Origin of the sequence: Taibaiella soli (assembly GCF_003236175.1) — a bacterium.
GTDB lineage: Bacteria > Bacteroidota > Bacteroidia > Chitinophagales > Chitinophagaceae > QKTW01.
Map to the genome: position 1 here is coordinate 51,514 of NZ_QKTW01000014.1, position 17,369 is coordinate 68,882.

Genomic DNA, 17,369 nt, shown 5'->3' on the forward strand with positions numbered 1-17,369 from the left:
GTGTGCCTGAAAAGTGAACTTTGCGTTTTTGCCTTTTATGCGTCTCTGCGGGAAACCCTTTTTGCGGGAACCTCTTTTCCTGTTAATTTTGGCGGATTAGAACGGATCTCTCCGATAGCTTTTTTAATATGACAGAATTCAGACCCGGCAGGTTTCAGGTACTCCCACCTGTCGTAAAAAACATAATTATCATCAATGTGTTGATGGTACTTGCCCAGTTCGTATTAGGACGCATGGGTATTGATCTGGCCGATTATCTCGGTCTGCATTATTGGAAATCACATTATTTTAAACCGTGGCAGCTGCTGACGCATCTGTTTATGCACGGTAGTTACAACGAGGTTCAGGGGACGCTGCTGCATATATTCTCCAACATGTTTGCGCTCTGGATGTTTGGTAGTATCCTGGAGAATATCTGGGGTGGAAAAAGGTTTCTCATTTTCTATCTGATCTGTGGTTTGGGCGCTGCTTTTTGCCATCTGATGGTGCTGCATTATGAATACAGTTCAATTGAAACAGCGTTTCGTGCTTACCAGCAAAACCCGACAATCGATCAGTTCATTAAGTTTATTCATGAGAATGTAACCGGGCTCCGAGTGCAGAATCCTGATTATGTAAATGGCCTTTTGGCGCGCTGGCAGCAAGATCCAGGCAATCTCTCTTACCGGAATGATTCCATTGGCTGGATATATGAATACCTGCACGGCGTTAAAAACTTTAATACCGGCGCATATATTCCCGGCATTTATGATGAGGTCACCGTTGGCGCTTCGGGTGCTGTGTTCGGTGTCCTGTTTGCCTTTGGTTATCTTTTCCCGAATACATTACTTTATCTCTACTTCTTCGTACCGGTAAAAGCGAAATATTTTGTAGCTGTTTACGCACTGTTCGAACTGTATTCCGGTATACAAAATTCTGCTGGCGACAATGTGGCCCATTTTGCCCATATCGGAGGCATGTTATTTGCATTTATAATTCTTAAAATATGGGGTCGCCGAGAACGCAACCACTTTTATTAATATCTTTATTGTGCGTATGAAGACAGCTTATAGTCGATCCTCTTCTTCCCCAATTCCGGGTTACAGTTCCAATGCCGTGCTGCAGTTAATCGTGGCCAGTGGCGTGGGTTTTGTCGCTTTCTTTTTTACGGTGGTTTGTTTTCAGGCATTCGCACATATGCGCTATGACGAGGCCTGGGAAAAGGTTATTTCGGTGATCGCCATTCCGCAATCGCAGCATTATTCTTCCCGCTGGTGGACCTTGTTTACTTATGGCTGGTCGCATGCAGGTTTTTGGGAATTGGTAACCAATATGATCTGGTTGTATTGTTTCGGCTCCATTGTGCAAACGCTGGTTGGTTACAAGCAGATTATCCCTTTATTTATTTGCAGTCTTCTTGTTGGCGGCCTTTTCTATATTGGTAGTCAGTTCATACCGGGTTTTGTAGGTCGTGCTCATCTTCTCGGCGCACACGCTGCTATCATGGGTATGGCGGTGGCTGCATTCACATTAGCGCCTAAGTATAGAATTTACATGGGCCCCACGCTTGGCATTCCGTTGTTGCTGGTTATAGTGATTTTTCTTGCGCTGATGATGCTCAACACTTCGCTCAACCCTACAGCGATTGCTATGCTGGCGGGGGGTGGACTTACTGGTTTTGTTTACATCAAACTGCTGAATAGTGGTTACAATCCGGGCGAATGGATTTACAGTACTTTAGCCCGCGTTGAAACTGTTTTTACGCCGGACGAACGCGCCGCAATCGAAAAACACAACAAAAGACGCAGCCAGGTGCTTAGCCGTATGTATGAGCCAAAGCAGGGTATTTCTCAGAAACGTATCGATGAATTGCTGGATAAAATCCTGCAAAATGGATATGGTTCACTTTCCAAAGACGAGAAGGAAACGCTTGTGCGTGCCAGCAAAGAAAAATAAGCCGCAATAATTAATCCCGAAAATGCCCGGAGCAGTCAGGAGTTTTTTCCGTAGTACCGTTTTCCTGTTTAATATCCTTGCAGCCGTCTGGCTGGTAGGTTGTTATATGGCGTCGGTGACTAATCCATTGCAGGTCAGGTATCTTTCGTTGTTGAGTCTCACTACGCCGTTTGCCATTTTGGTCAACTTTTGTTTTGCCCTGTTCTGGTTGTTCACGCAGGGGAAATGGCGTTCTGTATTATCATTCGTATTACTGGGCATATTTTATAAACTGGTTTTTACCATTTTCGGTTTCCATTTTAGTAGAAACGATATGTCAAATGGGGAATACCGCCTCAAGGTGATGACCTGGAATGTGCATGGTCTCGGTATTTATGACCGTCCGTTAGATAAAAGCCGGCCTGATAAGATTTGTCAGTTTATCCAGAGTCAGAACCCGGATGTTCTTTGTTTGCCGGAATTTTATACCAATTGGGACGACGCTATGAAGCCCTACAGCAAGAAGTTTCTAAGCGAAGGTCATTTCAAGGAATACCGTTTTATTTACGACAATACATTAGGTACGAAGATCTATATCGGAACGGCATTTTTCTCTAAGTATCCGCTCAACCATTTTCAGGAAATAGAGTTGGCGCAAAATATTAAAATGCTCCAGTGTGATGTGGATTTGCCGAGAAATAATACCATGCGTGTTTATTTTATTCATTTGCAGTCATTTATGCTGATGGATAAAGACAAGGCCATGATTGAAGATGTAAAGCATCGTACCAAATCTCTGGAGTTGGATAAGTCAAAATCCTATGTCCGGAAGTTCAATATTGCTTATGAAAAACGCGCGAACCAAGTGGATGCAGCGCTTTCTTATATCAACCGAAGTCCTTATCCGGTGCTGATCTGTGGTGATCTGAACGATCTGCCGGGTTCTTATACTTACACCAAACTGAAAGGCGACCTGAAAGACGCTTTTGCCGAAAGAGGCTGGGGGCTGGGACGTACTTACAATCAGATTTTGCCTACGCTGCGCATCGATTATATTCTTTACGATCCTCGTTTATTGCAGATCAAAGGCTTCTATTCTCCAAAGCTTAGTTTGTCTGATCACAACCCTGTGGTAGCAAATTTTGAAATTGCACCCAAGCCTCGCCGCTAATACCTTATTTTTGCGAATATTTTTAGACATGTCGGAATTACATTTTTATAACTCATATACACGTCAGAAGGAAAAATTTGAACCTATTGTACCTGGTCACGTTGGTTTGTATGTCTGTGGTCCTACCGTTTCGGGAGAATCTCATCTCGGTCATGCCCGCCCATATATCACGTTTGATCTGGTGCAGCGTTATCTGCGTCATTTAGGATACAAAGTGCGCTATGTGCGTAATATTACTGATGCCGGACACTTTGAAGAAGAAGGCCGCGAAGCGGAAGATAAGGTTGCTACCAAAGCACAATTAGAGAAGCTGGAACCAATGGAACTGGTGCAGAAATACACCAATCTGTTTCACTGGGGCATGCGTTTGTTTAACTGTGACGATCCAAGTATTGAACCAACTGCAACCGGTCATATCATTGAGCAGCTTTCCATGATTGAAGATATCATGGCCAAAGGCTTCGCTTATGAAGTGAATGGTTCTGTATACTTCGATGTAAAAAAATACGCTGAAGAATATCCGTACGGTAAACTTTCCGGTCGTCGTATTGATGAATTGCTGGAAACAACCCGCGATCTGGAAGGTCAGGACGAAAAAAGAAATAAAGTAGATTTCGCGCTTTGGAAAAAAGCGCCATTGCAACATATCATGCGTTGGAAAAGTCCGTGGGGCGAAGGTTTTCCGGGCTGGCATATCGAATGTTCTGCAATGAGCAGCAAATATCTGGGCGATAAATTTGACATTCACGGAGGTGGTATGGACTTACAGTTCCCACACCACGAAAGTGAAATCGCCCAGTCGACTATTGCACATGGACACGCACCGGTAAACTACTGGATGCACAATAATATGATCACCATCAACGGTAAGAAAATGGGGAAAAGCTACAATAACGTCATTAAACTGACTGAATTGTTTAGCGGCAACCATCCGATTCTGGAACAACCTTACCATCCAATGGTAGTTCGTTTCTACATTCTGCAAACGCATTACCGTAGCACGCTTGATTTCTCAAACGAGGCGCTGCAGGCTTCTGAAAAGGCATTCCGTCGTTTGTGGGAAGCGTATGAAGTACTGCAGAAACTCGCCGTTCCAACGAACGAAACACCGGGCGACGCGGCACTTGACCAACAGGTAAAAACATGGTGCAAAGAATGTGCTGATTTCATGAACGATGATTTCAACACAGCGAAAGTAATTGCGAACCTGTTTGAAATGGCACCGGTGATCAATAGTATGAAAGGCGGACAGATTGCAGCAAATGCATTATCAGTCGCTACTTTCCAATTGATGCTGGAAACGTTTAAAACATATCTTGAAGATATTCTGGGTATGAAACCTTTGCAGGCCGTACAAAGTAACCATCTGGATCAGGTATTGTCGCTGCTGGTTGAGATCCGCAAAGATGCACGCAACCGCAAAGACTGGGCAACTTCCGATCAGATCCGTAACCAGCTGGCCGCAGCCGGTATCATGTTGAAAGATGAAAAAGACGGGAGTGTCTCCTATACAATCGAAAATATTTAAATGAAAAAATTATCAAGATTACTGCGCTATCTGGCTGATTACAAGCTTAAGATAGCGCTCTATTTTACTACCAATTTATTAGCGATCCTGTTCGGAACGTTTTCGCTCGGTATGCTCATGCCGGTGATGAAAATCTTGTTCCTCGATACGGACGCACCTGTGGCTGATTCAAAAGATGATAGCACCAGCATGCTGGCCAAAGCGACTCATTTTGTAGAACAACTGGTGCATGATCTCGGCCGCTCTAAGACGTTAGTGTATGCAGCAATTGCGGTGGTGGTTTTCACCATGCTGAAAAATCTGTTTCTGTATTGGTCGCAGTATTTGCTGAATCCGATCCGTAATGCGGTATTGCGCCGTTTGCGTGATGATCTGTTTACAAAAATGCTTTCCCTGCCGATTGGTTTTTTTACTGAAGAGCGCAAAGGCGATCTGATGTCGCGCATGACGAATGATATCAATGAGGTGGAGCTGTCGATCATGGCTACATTGGAGGTGTTCGTCCGTGAACCGCTGACCATTATTATTACCATTACTTCGATGTTGTACCTCAGCATTCCGCTGACCTTATTCTTGTTAGTGTTCCTGCCGGTTTCCGGTTTGATTATTGGTCGTATCGGTAAATCACTGCGTCGTTCATCCAATATTGCACAAGAGCAATTAGGGCAGATGCTTGGTGTGATTGAAGAAACATTGACTGGGATGCGCGTGGTAAAAGCATTCAGCGCGGAGCGTCATCAGCACCTGCGTTTCATGAAGGTGAACAATGAAATGTTCCGTACCCGTAATAAAATAGCATCGCGTCGTGAGCTGGGTTCGCCTTTGTCTGAAACGATGGGTGTGCTTGTGGTGAGCGTAGTATTGTGGTATGGTGGTAATCTGATTTTCTCTAATAATTCATCGCTGCGCCCCGAACAGTTTGTGTTCTACATCGCGCTGTTTACACAGATCATCAATCCGTTCAAGAACCTTTCTACTTCGTTCTTCAATATTCAAAAAGGCTCAGCGGCGCTGGAAAGAATTGAACATTTGCTGAATGCAGAAAATACAATCAAGGAATTGCCCGATGCGAAATCAATCCGCAACTTTAATGATTCTATCGAGTTTAAAAATGTGCGTTTTGCCTACGGCGAAAAAGTAATTCTCGATGGTCTGGACTTGAAAATTCAGAAAGGAAATACAGTTGCGTTGGTTGGTGCTTCTGGTGCCGGTAAATCAACAGCAGTAGACTTGGTCCCACGCTTCCATGATGTGACCGGTGGCGAAATATTGATCGACGGCGTCAATATCAAAAATTATAAAGTGGACGACGTGCGTCGTTTGATCGGGGTAGTAAATCAGGATCCGATTTTGTTTAACGATACCATCGAAAACAATATCAGAATGGGAACTGGCGGTGCTACGAAAGAGCAGGTGGAAGAAGCGGCGAGAATTGCACACGCACATAAATTCATTCTCAATAAACCAGAAGGATACGATACCGTAGTCGGTGATCGTGGTACCAAACTGAGTGGTGGCGAAAGACAACGTGTGACGATTGCCCGCGCAGTATTGAAAAATCCGCCGTTGCTGATCCTCGACGAAGCTACTTCTTCGCTGGATACAGAAAGCGAACGACTGGTGCAGGATGCGATCAATGAACTGATGCTCAACCGTACTTGTATTGTGATTGCGCACCGCCTTTCTACTGTGCAGCATGCGGACGAAATCATTGTGATGGACAAAGGAAAAATCGTGCAGCGTGGCCGCCATAGCGAGTTGATGCAGCAAGAAGGCATGTACCGCAAACTGGTAGAAATGCAGCAGGTGAAATAGCGTAATTTCTAAGGAAATTTTAGGAAAAACACGGGGAGTAATAAACTTATAATGACTTATCTTGCTTGAAGATGAAAAAGATTTTAGTAACAGGGGGTTGTGGATATATCGGTGCTCATACGATTATTGATCTTATAGCGAATGGCTTCGAAGTAATTTCTGTAGATGACCTTTCGCGCGGGTCTTTGCGCATGTTGTCGGGTATTGAAAAGATCACTGGTAAGAAAGTGAAAAACTACAAAGTAAACCTTTGTAATCTGGATGATACCGAAACTATTTTCATTGAGAACCCCGATATTCAGGGCGTTATTCATTTCGCCGCTTACAAATCGGTTGGTGAATCGGTAAACGAACCGCTCAAATATTACAATAACAATATCAGTTCGCTGGTGAATGTGCTGAAATGTGCGAGAGACCATAATGTGCTCAACGTAGTATTTTCTTCGTCATGCTCTGTTTACGGCAACGCTGAAAAATTGCCGGTAGACGAGCAAACACCATTGAAAGAGCCGGAATCTCCATACGCACGTACCAAACAAATGGGCGAAGCTATTTGTGTTGATTTCAGCAGAGTAAATCAGGCTTTCAACACCATGTTACTTCGTTATTTCAATCCGGTAGGTGCACATCCTACAGCCTACATTGGCGAGATTCAGGAGAAACCGGAAAATCTCGTTCCTGTGATTACACAGACGGCCATAGGGAAACGTCCGCAGATGCAGGTTTTTGGTTCTGATTATCCTACCCGGGATGGCTCTTGCGTGCGCGACTATATTCATGTAATGGATATTGCGAACGCGCATACCAGAGCGTTGCAATATATGATTGACGGTAATAACGATTCCAACTGCGAGGTTTTTAATCTTGGTTCTGGTGTTGGCGTTACCGTATTGGAAATGATTCAGTCTTTCGAAAAAGTTTCTGGTAAAAAGCTCAACTATAAAGTGGGCGATCGTCGCCCGGGTGATGTGGTGGCAGTTTATGCAGACAATACAAAAGCAAAAACAAAACTTGGCTGGGAGTGTAAATACACTTTAGATCAGGTGATGGATTCCGCCTGGCGCTGGGAACAAAATATGCAGCACGAATCACAAGTGCATCTCAATTAAAAAACAGGAGCCGGCAATTTTGCCGGCTCCTGTTTTTTAATTGAGGCCTAAAGCCTAAGGCTGAAAGCTTAAAACTGCTCGTGTTAATAAGCTTTTCGCTTCGAGCTTTGAGCTTTTCGCTTAATTGGACTGTATAAACATCCCTGCGTCTGAGTTATAAGTTGCGGAAATTTCAGTAGCGCCATTACGGAAAACCAGTCGGGTCATTTGTGAAGTGACCTTGGCGAGCATATTTCTCGGAGCCTGCGATTGAAGTGAAATATAAATTCCCGTATCCGGAGTCATTTCTGCGGTGTTCTGATAAGGAACACGCGCTGCGGAGAGCGGGTTTGCTGAAATTGTCATTCCATTTACGGTAGCATCCTGTGTTAATCCGATAGTCATGAAAGAAACAGATGATCCATTTTGAAACTGGTTCAAAACGCTAAAAGAATTGGAACCGCCAGTGCTTTTACCCGGACCGGAAATAACGCCGTCCCTGCCCAGCGTGTAAAGTGCATTCCGGGCAGCGCCAATTGGTAGGGTGGTTGTTTTAGTGATATCAACATTTTCTCCGGGAACAATAGTAGATGCATAAATGCCGTATTGATCCTGCCATTCAAGCCTGTTGCTTTCCATTGGCCTGAATGTCTGCCAGGCGAGCTCTGGCTTTTCATCGGTTACAGGTTTCGCAATAATTACATTCATGTTGGTCTCATAAATCAGATTTATTTGCTCTGGCGTAAAAATGAGATTGAGTGTGTAGTTCATGGTTTTTTATTTGTAACCTGAATTTAAAGCCTAAAGCTTAAAGTGCAAAGCCTAAAGTTTTCCTTCGTTTTGCATTAAACTCCCTTATGATGTTTCAACGCATGAATCTCTCATGTTCTTGTCATGGAGAGCGGAGTTGAAGGGCGACCACACCATGGTTCGACTTCGCTTACTATTACATCCGTGTGTATCGCTTTGCTTTTGTTAGGCTTCCCAAGGCGTATCAATAGACTAACTTTTTGACGAATTAACCCATTAACCCTTTAGCCCTTTAGCCAATTACCGCACTATAAACTTTTCCCGGTGCTCTTCACCATCTTCTGTTTGCAGATTGATGAGGTAAATACCAGATGGCAATTGGCCAAGTGTAATTTCGTTTTTGCCGGAATGTAACGCGCGTGTAATTACGAGGCGGCCCTGCATATCGTAGATGGTGATTTTTTTCAGCCTGTCAAAAATATCGTCGGCATAGATGACATCTGTTGCAGGGTTTGGATAAATCCGGAATCTGTCGCGCACTGTTAAGCCATCTGTATTGGTAATGCCGGTTGTTGTGGCGCTGTCTAAACGGTAGGCAAATGAGGTAACTGAATAGCTATAGTTTTTTCCTTTTTCGCCGGCAATGATAGCGCCTGATCTGCCATCGCACGGAGTGACTTGCTCAGGCAAGATACAGTATCCGCTATCGGAAAAAATGTATTTAGTCCATTTCAGATTCAGATTAGTGTCTGCGCAGGTTATCTGCAGGTAGTTTTGATTTCCATTACAAGGATCTACGTAGGTAAATGTATGCGTCCTTTCTGCAAAATAGATCAGGTTATCAGATTTATTGTAGGCAATTACTTCATAGATAGAGTAGCTGGTGCTGTGGTAGTGGTCATCGCTGTCATGGGCATAGAGATGAAGGCTTTTTACTGGCTCAAATCCGGTTGACGCGTAGCTTTTAAATAAGATGCTACGTGTGGGATATGTTGAATTTATGCCTGGGTAACCTTCAATCAGACCACCAGTAGGTAATGCTGTCATATTGCTCATCACGTTATAGACGCTGACAGTGTCATTAGGGTATGTAGTATAAAACGGGCGGAAGAAGCTATCTGTAAGATGCATATTAGTATCAGCCAGGTAAAGCTCTGCTGCATCTACTGCGTTGCCATTATAGCTCAAATTCGTTGCCAGAAAAAGAATCTGATTTTTATAAGGAATCAATCTCGTAAGCCAGCGATCTACCTGGTGCCTCGCCAGTGGATTCTTATCACCAAGTGTATCTGTATTGAGCAGGTTCGCATCCGTATCCAATTTGGCGTACCGGAGCACAGAATAATAGTTTCCGCCCACCACAGTAGAATCGTCGCCAGCAAATCCTAAAAATATACGATTACCAATAAACGTAGCAGTATATAAGCTCGTATTTGTCGTTGGCTGATGCTCGCTTTCAGACCATATTTTCTTCTCCGGAATTATAGGCGTTAACATGGTATCAAAAGCTGTGCAATAAATAATCCGGTCGTACGGCCTGACGGGCGTAACACTCGAATCGGCTTCCAGCGTTTTTTGGTAAAAAAGATAAATACCATCGGATGGTGATCGTCTCATAAAAATCGGATAAGTATATACCACGCTGTCGTCTTGTTTAGTGTCTCCCATCGCAATGGCGCTGTCGATAACCGCCAGACTGTATTTGTCTATTTTAAATAGTGTGAATTCGGTTGGCAGTGGTTTGCTGTATGGACTGTAAGTCCCGAAAAGACCACTTTCTTTAAAGGTCAGGAAGTAGTAATAATTACCGATTTCTAAAAAACTGTTTGAAATCGTTTGCTCAAAATGGGATGGCTGCAGGATGTTTGTCTGGCCTTGTGCATAAAACGACAGGATAGTAAACAGGAAGAATAATGCTTTTCTCATTGGGTATCGGTATTGAAGCATAGCGGTGCAAAATTCCCTGCTATACGATGGGTAAATAATGGATTGATAGAAAGTATATAAATCAGTTTTAACTCACAAATGGAAAATTTTCAATTGTTAATAGTGATTTAACGGTTTTTATTAGAAATTATTATCCTCGTCTCTCAATTCTCAATTTTAAATCGCCAACCCTCAATAACGTACCTTTGTGCTATGATGACAGTCACGCAAAAGCTGCATTTGTTTCTTGCGGATGAAGATAATTTTTTGATCAGGCTGCGTTTTCTGGAAGGACTGGATGAGCACAATCTGAATGAGTTTATGGGTTTGCTGAATGAAGCAGAACGTAATCTTTCCGGCAGGATATTCATTGAAAAAAAACTCGCTTCGATGTTGATAGAAGTAGTTCCAATGCTTTTGAGTATTTCCGAAAGTTATACGGGAAAAGAGCGGAAGGCAATTGACCAGGCTGTGAAAGACATTAGCGAGAAAATAACTGCAATTTTCTACTGCGAAGAATAAAATCGCGACAAATAAAAAAGGTTCCGATTGCTCGAAACCTTTTCTCTGCGCTCCCTTCAGGACTTGAACCTGAGACCCTCTGATTAACAGTCAGATGCTCTAACCAACTGAGCTAAGGAAGCTTTTTTTCCTTTTTGAGGACTGCAAAGATACAAATGGTTTTATTTGAAGCAAGAGGGCGACAAAAAATCTTTGCAGAAAAATTATGGATTGATCGAACCCGCGGATTTTGAAATTTAAGCTATTGTAATTCCATTATTCAATGCTGGTTCAATCTTGTCTTTTTTGTGAAAATATCTCGCCCCACGCTTGTCCGTGTTCGGTACGAAAAATTAAATGAAAGCTGCTGTCTGATTTTATTTGTGCGAATCTGTCATCCGGCTCAATATTATCAAAAAGGGCATAGTCTGTTGTGGAGTCAATATTCCAGTCGGCATGCTTAAATATTTTCCCAGATTTTAGCATCCCGGCTTCTGGTTTAACCATACTTACTCGTTGCTGGAATGAACCAAGTCCGATGTTCTTTTCGTAGGCCTGTTTATCCTCTAAATAATGTATCAGGTCTTGCTGCACTTTCATCGCATTAAAGGCTTGTAAGTTGCAGTCACCAACTCCTGTATTCCATTGGTACGCTTTAAAAATGTTCAGCCCAAGCAGAATGGCTATCGGAATGTACAAATAAAGGGAACTTCTGGAAATCAGCCCGTCTAGCCATATGGCGATATATACAACTACCCAGACTAAAACTGCTATTAAATATCGATGGGTAATAAAATTGAAAACAGTAAAAGCTATGTACAGCAGGAAAAATCCGCCCCCGAGTAACAGGAATTTCCTGGCTTTGTTTTGATCTGACAACAACCGCGAAGATGCTATGAATGCCGCAATGAATGACAATGCTAAAATCGCAACATATAATTTACCATCGCCAAATCCTGCATGACCAGTTACCAATCGCCATATAACAGTCGCGGGTAACAAATACACAAGCCATAACCATTGTTTTTTCCAAATGGCAATTCCAACGGAAAGCAGCAGTAAAAGCCAAAACACACGGTACATCTTATCCACAACGAACAAGTCATTCATGCTGTCTACAACCTTTCCAAAAATGGCGCCCCATGAATAATCGATCAGCCCAGTATGTCCTGGATACAAAAACCAGCCATAAGTATGATGTTGATAAAGGAAGAAAGCAACAATGATTGCGCCGGCACCGCCCACGCAACCTGTTTTTTTCCACCGTTCAGGCCAGGAAATAGATTTGTTGAAAAAAGAAAGCAAAACATCTGCGCCCAATACAATTCCCATTACCAAACCACTTTCCTTGGTAAGAAACAGGCAACTCAGGAAGACAAATGACCAGAAATATTTGCCGGCTGAATAGAAATAGATGGCAGCGAAAGCGAGCAATCCTACAAGTATTTCAGGCAACAACATTGCAGATTGTACAAAAAATGTCACTTGCGCGGCGAGCAAAATGGTGCTAACGATTGCAACACGTTTATTGAACAGCCGAAGACAGGCGATATAGACGATGCTAAGTTGTGCGAGTGAAACGAAAAGCGCAAAACAGTGCTTCGCCACCATTGTGTTGCCAAATATCTTCAACCACATTGCAGCGGAAGCATAAAAGAATAACGGATGGCCGCGGGATGCCTCTACATCAATTGAGCCAGGTAATAAGGTAGGGCCATGATGGTACATCAGGTTTACTGCTGGTGCGTATGACCAGGCTTCGTCCCAGTAATGCGGGTAGAAAAGGTGTGGAACTTTTAGAACGACAAATACAATCAACAGCACAAGCAGCACTGCATAATTGTTCAAAAATGTTCGCATTAAATTCGGTTAAAGTAAGTTAGCCGGGGCCTTAATAAACAAGGTACCCGGAAATAAGGGCGCATAATAGCTCTTTTTTGATCTTCTGGCAAGCTTTCGGAGGAAAAGTAAACTTGGAGTTGTTTATAAAGATCTGTGGCCAGGAAAATATTGGGCAAGTGGTATAAATGAAAAAAGGTTCCGATTGCTCGAAACCTTTTCTTTGGCGCTCCCTTCAGGACTTGAACCTGAGACCCTCTGATTAACAGTCAGATGCTCTAACCAACTGAGCTAAGGAAGCTTTTGTTTCCCTTTTGGGATTGCAAAGATACAAATGGATTTGTTTCTGCAAAATTTTGGGCTTAAAAATTCCCGAGAAATTTATAGTTTTTTATTAGTAATGTAATATCTGCGCCCGGAGTGTAGTTTTGGGCATAAGCTTTATTCATTTTTTCACGGATAGCTTCGCTGGGCTCGTAGTCAGCCTGAATAAAGTAAGACGGCAAAATGCTTTCGCGGATTTTCGGCAAGTGCGAAGGTGTTCCGGTTGCAGCATAACCGATCCATGTTTTTTTGCCTGTCAATACCTGAATGCAGTTGCTAAAAGCCTTTCCAGCATTTTTAACCAGAAAAAAACTAAATGGTAAAAACAGCAAAAGAAACACGGAAGCTACAATATCAAACACCCGTTTATTGCGTTGCTGTGCAAAGCTATTGAGGTTATAGCGGAGATCCATTGTGTACAGATCACCTGCGGTATGGCTTGAATTACTACCTACAAAGCTTTGGCTACCCGGCAGGTGGATTTTATAATCATACGAACCACCACAATATGCCATCTGTGCCAGAATTTCCTGGTAGCTCAATCCATTCACACAGAAAATTACTTCATCGATTCCCGCTGTGTACAATAATTGTTTCATTTCCGGCAATCCACCCAGCGAATGCTGCACATCAAGTTTGTCTGCATGAATACGTCCGGCCAATTCCGGCGCGTAGTGCACACGTTGCAGCGTTGCAGCGGTTTGCAAATAGTTTTTTTCATCCGCAACAATTACCGCTTTTTTAGGAAGCGTATCATATGGGATGAATTTGAAAATGCCCAGGCGGTATAATAATTCGTGAAGCCCAAGAAGCAACACCGTTCCGGAAAATCCAGACAGTACAATGATCGCACGCGAATAGCGCATGCCTGCTTGCAGAAGACCGTAATAGGCTAATATGAAAATGGTGCCGATCAGCATGCCGCGTACTACGCGCAACGCCCGGTACGGCTGGTCATAAGCGCCATTAAGATATAGCGAAACAATCCACAGTATGATGTAAACCGGGAATGTTGCATAAACAAGACTCATCGAAATAGGACTGATGTTTTTCACCTGTCCCACCCAGAATTCTTTCATGAACCAAAGTGTAATCAGCAACACCAATGCATCAAACAATGGCATACGCAATACTTTCAGAACTTGCTTGGCGGCGCCGAGGACAGCACGCAGAACGATGCCTACATTAATGAATAACGTAAACAGGCTTGCCTGTTGCTTGCTGTAGTGCTTTCTGACAAATGTCGCCAGTGCTTCATTAAAGATCCGTACATAGGAAAGCGTCGCCTTGCGCGTGCTTTCTCCTTTGTAATGGATCAATGTTGCTTCTGGGAAGTACATATTATCGTAGCCCGCTTTCTGAATGCGGTACGACAAATCGACATCTTCACAGTACATGAAATAGTCTTCGTCAAATGCACCGCCGATTTCATTAATCACATGACGGCGCACCAGCATGCAACAACCCGAGAGCACCTCTACAGGCGCCAGTTGATGTTCGCCGATATGTACTGCGTAGTATTTATTGAAGTATGGAGATTTGCTGAATATTTTGTTGATGCCGGTTGTCTTAAAAATGGCAACAGATAATGACGGAAACGATTTTTTGGAATCGGGCGCAAACAGGCCTTTACCGTCTATCAGACGCGGGCCGAGCGCTCCGGCTTTTGGATGCGCATCGAGATAGGTGATTGTTTTCTGGAAAAAATCTTCCGGCATCACTGTATCCGGATTCAGAAACAACACATATTCTCCCGAAGACCATGCAACGCCTTGATTGTTCGCTTTGGAAAAACCCTTATTGTCCTTGTTTTCGATCAGGATTACCGAAGGAAAACGTTCCCGGATCATTTCATTGCTGCCATCGTGTGAATTATTATCGACTACAATAATTTCCGCATCATAACCTTTTGCTGCGCGCATAACAGAATGCAGGCACACTTCCAGGAAGTACTTAACGTTGTAGTTTACAATAATTACGGATAGCTTCATTCCGGCCGGATAAGAATCAATTTGCTTGAACGCGAATATAAGCGGCGTAATCGTAATAACGAAAAAGCCGCTTACACATTGTGTAAACGGCTCTATTTATTTTGTCAAGTTCTACGTTTTAAGTTGTACGTAATAAGTCAAACCAACGTACAACTTAAAGCGCTCTATTGATACAGATAATAAATGTTTGTGATCCATTTGGTGGAGTCTTTCTCCTGTCCGGGACCTTTGATGTATTCTTCCACAACCAGATGTTGTTTTTTGCCCATTTCTTTCACTTTACTCATCAATGCATCATGTACAGCACCTTCAGAAGCATAACCGCCTTTGTGTACCGCCATCAGTGCCTTAGAAGATTCAACGCGGATCGGCACAATGCCGGTCGCAGTTACCTCGTTGGCTACAGGCATTACAGCGGCTACATCAGTACTTTGGTTATCGGTATCCCATTTGTAATAGATAGCTGCAGCGGGGCCATTAACAGAGCTACCAGCTGCTTGTCCGATTTTTGAGTAACTCTCCTGAAAAAAGGCGCTGAGCTCATCCCACTTCATGGATTTGCGGATGCCCGCGTAGATATGCATCGGATATTTAGTGTCCTGTATTGCTGGTGCAGTGTTTTCAGCCACGGGTTCCGGATGGCTTTCTACATATTGTTTCATTTTATCCAGCCCATGTTCGAAGTCTTTGCCCAGCATTTTATCCATGCTAAATATTGAAGAAAAAATGCTGTGTGGAAATGAATTGTCCATGATAAAGATCCAGGTAGCGTTGGTCATGCCGCCACTGTCGGTGGCTACCAGATATCCGGTTGCTTCTGATTTGAAAGGTTTTATAAACTTGAGGCTGAATTGCATGCTGTCGCCGTTCAGATTTTGATTGGTAATTTCTCCCTCACCTGATTTTTTAGGATCTCCAACCCAGTGATAACCACTGCCTACTTCTCCGTCATTACCAAAATAAGTCATTTGTACGGCTGTGTCCATTTCATACCAGGGACTCCAGTTCGGCCAGTTTTTAAAATGTGTCATTTGTGCAAATACAGCACTTTTGGAGCCTTTAATGGTTGTACTGCGTTGAACGAGAATGGTTTTTGGAGCGATCGCCGCAAGAATGCCAACAATGACGATGACGATCACTATAAGGATCAGAAGAACCTTTAAGAATTTTTTCATGAGTCTAGAACAATTTCTCGAAAAATATAAAATTATTTTAATTATAAGTATATATTTTTATTCAAAACTTTTTAGAAATGAATGAGAATGGTGTTGTCGGGTAGTTAAACTTCAGACAGAATAATATTTCAGATAAACATAACGTACCTTTGCGCCATGAAAAATTTGCGTCAAAGCAGTTTGGAAGAGCTGCAGGCCGTTTTTAAAGAATGGGGTGAGCCTGCTTTTCGAGCCAAACAAGTGTATGAATGGATCTGGAAAAAGTTTGTGGGTGATATCAGTGAAATGACGAATCTGTCTAAATCGCTCCGCGAAAAATTAGCTGAACATTATTATATTCCTAAAGTAAAAGTGCATCACGCACAGTACAGCAATGATGGTACCATCAAAAGCCGTCTGCAGCTTCATGATACACATTTTATCGAAGGTGTTTTGATTCCTACTGATAAGCGTATGACTGCCTGTGTTTCTTCGCAGGTAGGTTGTAGCCTTTCTTGCAAATTCTGCGCTACAGGCTATTTGCCACGTAAGCGCAATCTGGATTACGATGAGATTGTAGACGAAGTGGTACTGATCAATGAGCAGGCGCAAAAGCACTATGGTAAAAATCTGAGCAATATCGTTTTTATGGGTATGGGCGAACCTTTGCTCAACTATAAGAACGTATTGAAGGCGATTGAAAAAATCACTTCGCCAGATAGTTTAGGTATGAGTCCGCGTCGCATTACGGTTTCCACTGCCGGTGTTGCCAAAATGATCCGTCAGCTGGGCGATGATCAGGTGAAATTCAAGCTGGCTCTATCACTGCATGCTGCGAATGACGAAAAGCGCAATGAAATCATGCCGATTAACGAAAGCAATAATCTGGCTGCGCTGGTTGATGCATTGAATCATTTTTACACGATGACGGGTAACGAAATTACGTTTGAGTACATCTTGTTTAAAGACTTTAATGATAGCTTAAGGGATGCGGACGAGCTGATTAAGCTTTACCGTAAGGTGCCTGCAGATCTGGTAAATATCATCGAGTACAATCCAATTGATGCTGCTGCTTTTGAAAAACCGGAAGAAGATGTTGCGGAGCGTTTCATGGAATATCTCGAATCTAAAAAAGTAAATGCCCGTCTGCGTCGCAGCCGCGGTAAAGATATTGATGCTGCATGCGGTCAGTTAGCAAATGTGGATCATCCGACTGCATAATGCGGTAATTGAATGTAAATGTGAGGGAATGTGATTAATATGTTTCCTTGAAGAATAAACAAGAAAGGCGTTAAGTTTTAAACTTAACGCCTTTCTTGTTTTTAATTATTTGGGGACAATACATTCACCATATTGAACACATTCAGC

General features: G+C 43.0%; 13 protein-coding genes and 2 tRNA genes. 8 read left to right on the top strand and 7 right to left on the bottom strand.

The genetic code is table 11. The features are described from left to right. Window positions 1-128 precede the first annotated feature (128 nt). The 6 genes from DN068_RS08845 to galE all read left to right on the top strand — a co-directional run bounded on the left by DN068_RS08845 (window position 129) and on the right by galE (window position 7,537). Window positions 129-1,019, top strand: coding sequence for a rhomboid family intramembrane serine protease (locus DN068_RS08845; RefSeq protein ID WP_110998547.1), 891 nt, complete (start codon window positions 129-131; stop codon window positions 1,017-1,019). Between the two features lie 16 nt (window positions 1,020-1,035). After that, window positions 1,036-1,935 carry a rhomboid family intramembrane serine protease gene (locus DN068_RS08850; protein WP_110998548.1) on the top strand — a complete coding sequence of 300 codons (900 nt, stop codon included), beginning with the start codon at window positions 1,036-1,038 and terminating at the stop codon, window positions 1,933-1,935. A 22-nt stretch (window positions 1,936-1,957) separates the two neighbouring features. Next, window positions 1,958-3,085, top strand: coding sequence for an endonuclease/exonuclease/phosphatase family protein (locus DN068_RS08855; RefSeq protein ID WP_110998549.1), 1,128 nt, complete (start codon window positions 1,958-1,960; stop codon window positions 3,083-3,085). Between the two features lie 28 nt (window positions 3,086-3,113). Further along, entirely contained in the window at window positions 3,114-4,613 is a 1,500-nt protein-coding gene (gene cysS, locus DN068_RS08860) for a cysteine--tRNA ligase (RefSeq protein WP_110998550.1), read from the top strand. Next, a complete protein-coding gene (locus DN068_RS08865; protein WP_110998551.1) occupies window positions 4,614-6,428 on the top strand; it encodes an ABC transporter ATP-binding protein in 1,815 nt (604 codons plus the stop codon). 71 nt (window positions 6,429-6,499) lie between these two features. After that, window positions 6,500-7,537 (top strand): UDP-glucose 4-epimerase GalE, encoded by a 1,038-nt coding sequence (galE, locus tag DN068_RS08870; protein WP_110998552.1) that lies wholly within the window; start codon window positions 6,500-6,502, stop codon window positions 7,535-7,537. 120 nt (window positions 7,538-7,657) lie between these two features. Here the strand turns inward: galE and DN068_RS08875 are convergent, their stop codons facing one another. Then, entirely contained in the window at window positions 7,658-8,287 is a 630-nt protein-coding gene (locus DN068_RS08875; protein ID WP_110998553.1) for a hypothetical protein, read from the bottom strand. A gap of 279 nt (window positions 8,288-8,566) precedes the next feature. Continuing rightward, window positions 8,567-10,192, bottom strand: a complete 1,626-nt coding sequence (locus DN068_RS08880; protein WP_165836332.1) for a T9SS type A sorting domain-containing protein — start codon at window positions 10,190-10,192, stop codon at window positions 8,567-8,569. A gap of 213 nt (window positions 10,193-10,405) precedes the next feature. On the opposite strand from DN068_RS08880, the gene DN068_RS08885 reads away from it, so the two are divergent. Further along, window positions 10,406-10,714, top strand: a complete 309-nt coding sequence (locus DN068_RS08885) for a hypothetical protein (protein WP_123985288.1) — start codon at window positions 10,406-10,408, stop codon at window positions 10,712-10,714. A gap of 48 nt (window positions 10,715-10,762) precedes the next feature. On the opposite strand, the gene DN068_RS08890 is transcribed toward DN068_RS08885, so the two are convergent. The 5 genes from DN068_RS08890 to DN068_RS08910 all read right to left on the bottom strand — a co-directional run bounded on the left by DN068_RS08890 (window position 10,763) and on the right by DN068_RS08910 (window position 16,022). Beyond that, a tRNA-Asn gene (locus tag DN068_RS08890) sits at window positions 10,763-10,836 on the bottom strand. 148 nt (window positions 10,837-10,984) lie between these two features. Continuing rightward, window positions 10,985-12,553 carry an ArnT family glycosyltransferase gene (locus DN068_RS08895; RefSeq protein WP_110998556.1) on the bottom strand — a complete coding sequence of 523 codons (1,569 nt, stop codon included), beginning with the start codon at window positions 12,551-12,553 and terminating at the stop codon, window positions 10,985-10,987. A gap of 203 nt (window positions 12,554-12,756) precedes the next feature. Beyond that, a tRNA-Asn gene (locus DN068_RS08900) sits at window positions 12,757-12,833 on the bottom strand. 61 nt (window positions 12,834-12,894) lie between these two features. Further along, entirely contained in the window at window positions 12,895-14,847 is a 1,953-nt protein-coding gene (locus DN068_RS08905) for a glycosyltransferase family 2 protein (RefSeq protein ID WP_110998557.1), read from the bottom strand. A gap of 164 nt (window positions 14,848-15,011) precedes the next feature. Next, window positions 15,012-16,022: an SRPBCC family protein gene (locus DN068_RS08910; protein ID WP_110998558.1), complete on the bottom strand. Its 1,011-nt coding sequence runs from the start codon at window positions 16,020-16,022 to the stop codon at window positions 15,012-15,014. Window positions 16,023-16,178: 156 nt separating this feature from the next. Between DN068_RS08910 and rlmN the strand changes: the two genes are divergently transcribed. After that, a complete protein-coding gene (gene rlmN, locus DN068_RS08915) occupies window positions 16,179-17,222 on the top strand; it encodes a 23S rRNA (adenine(2503)-C(2))-methyltransferase RlmN (protein WP_110998559.1) in 1,044 nt (347 codons plus the stop codon). Window positions 17,223-17,369: the final 147 nt, after the last annotated feature.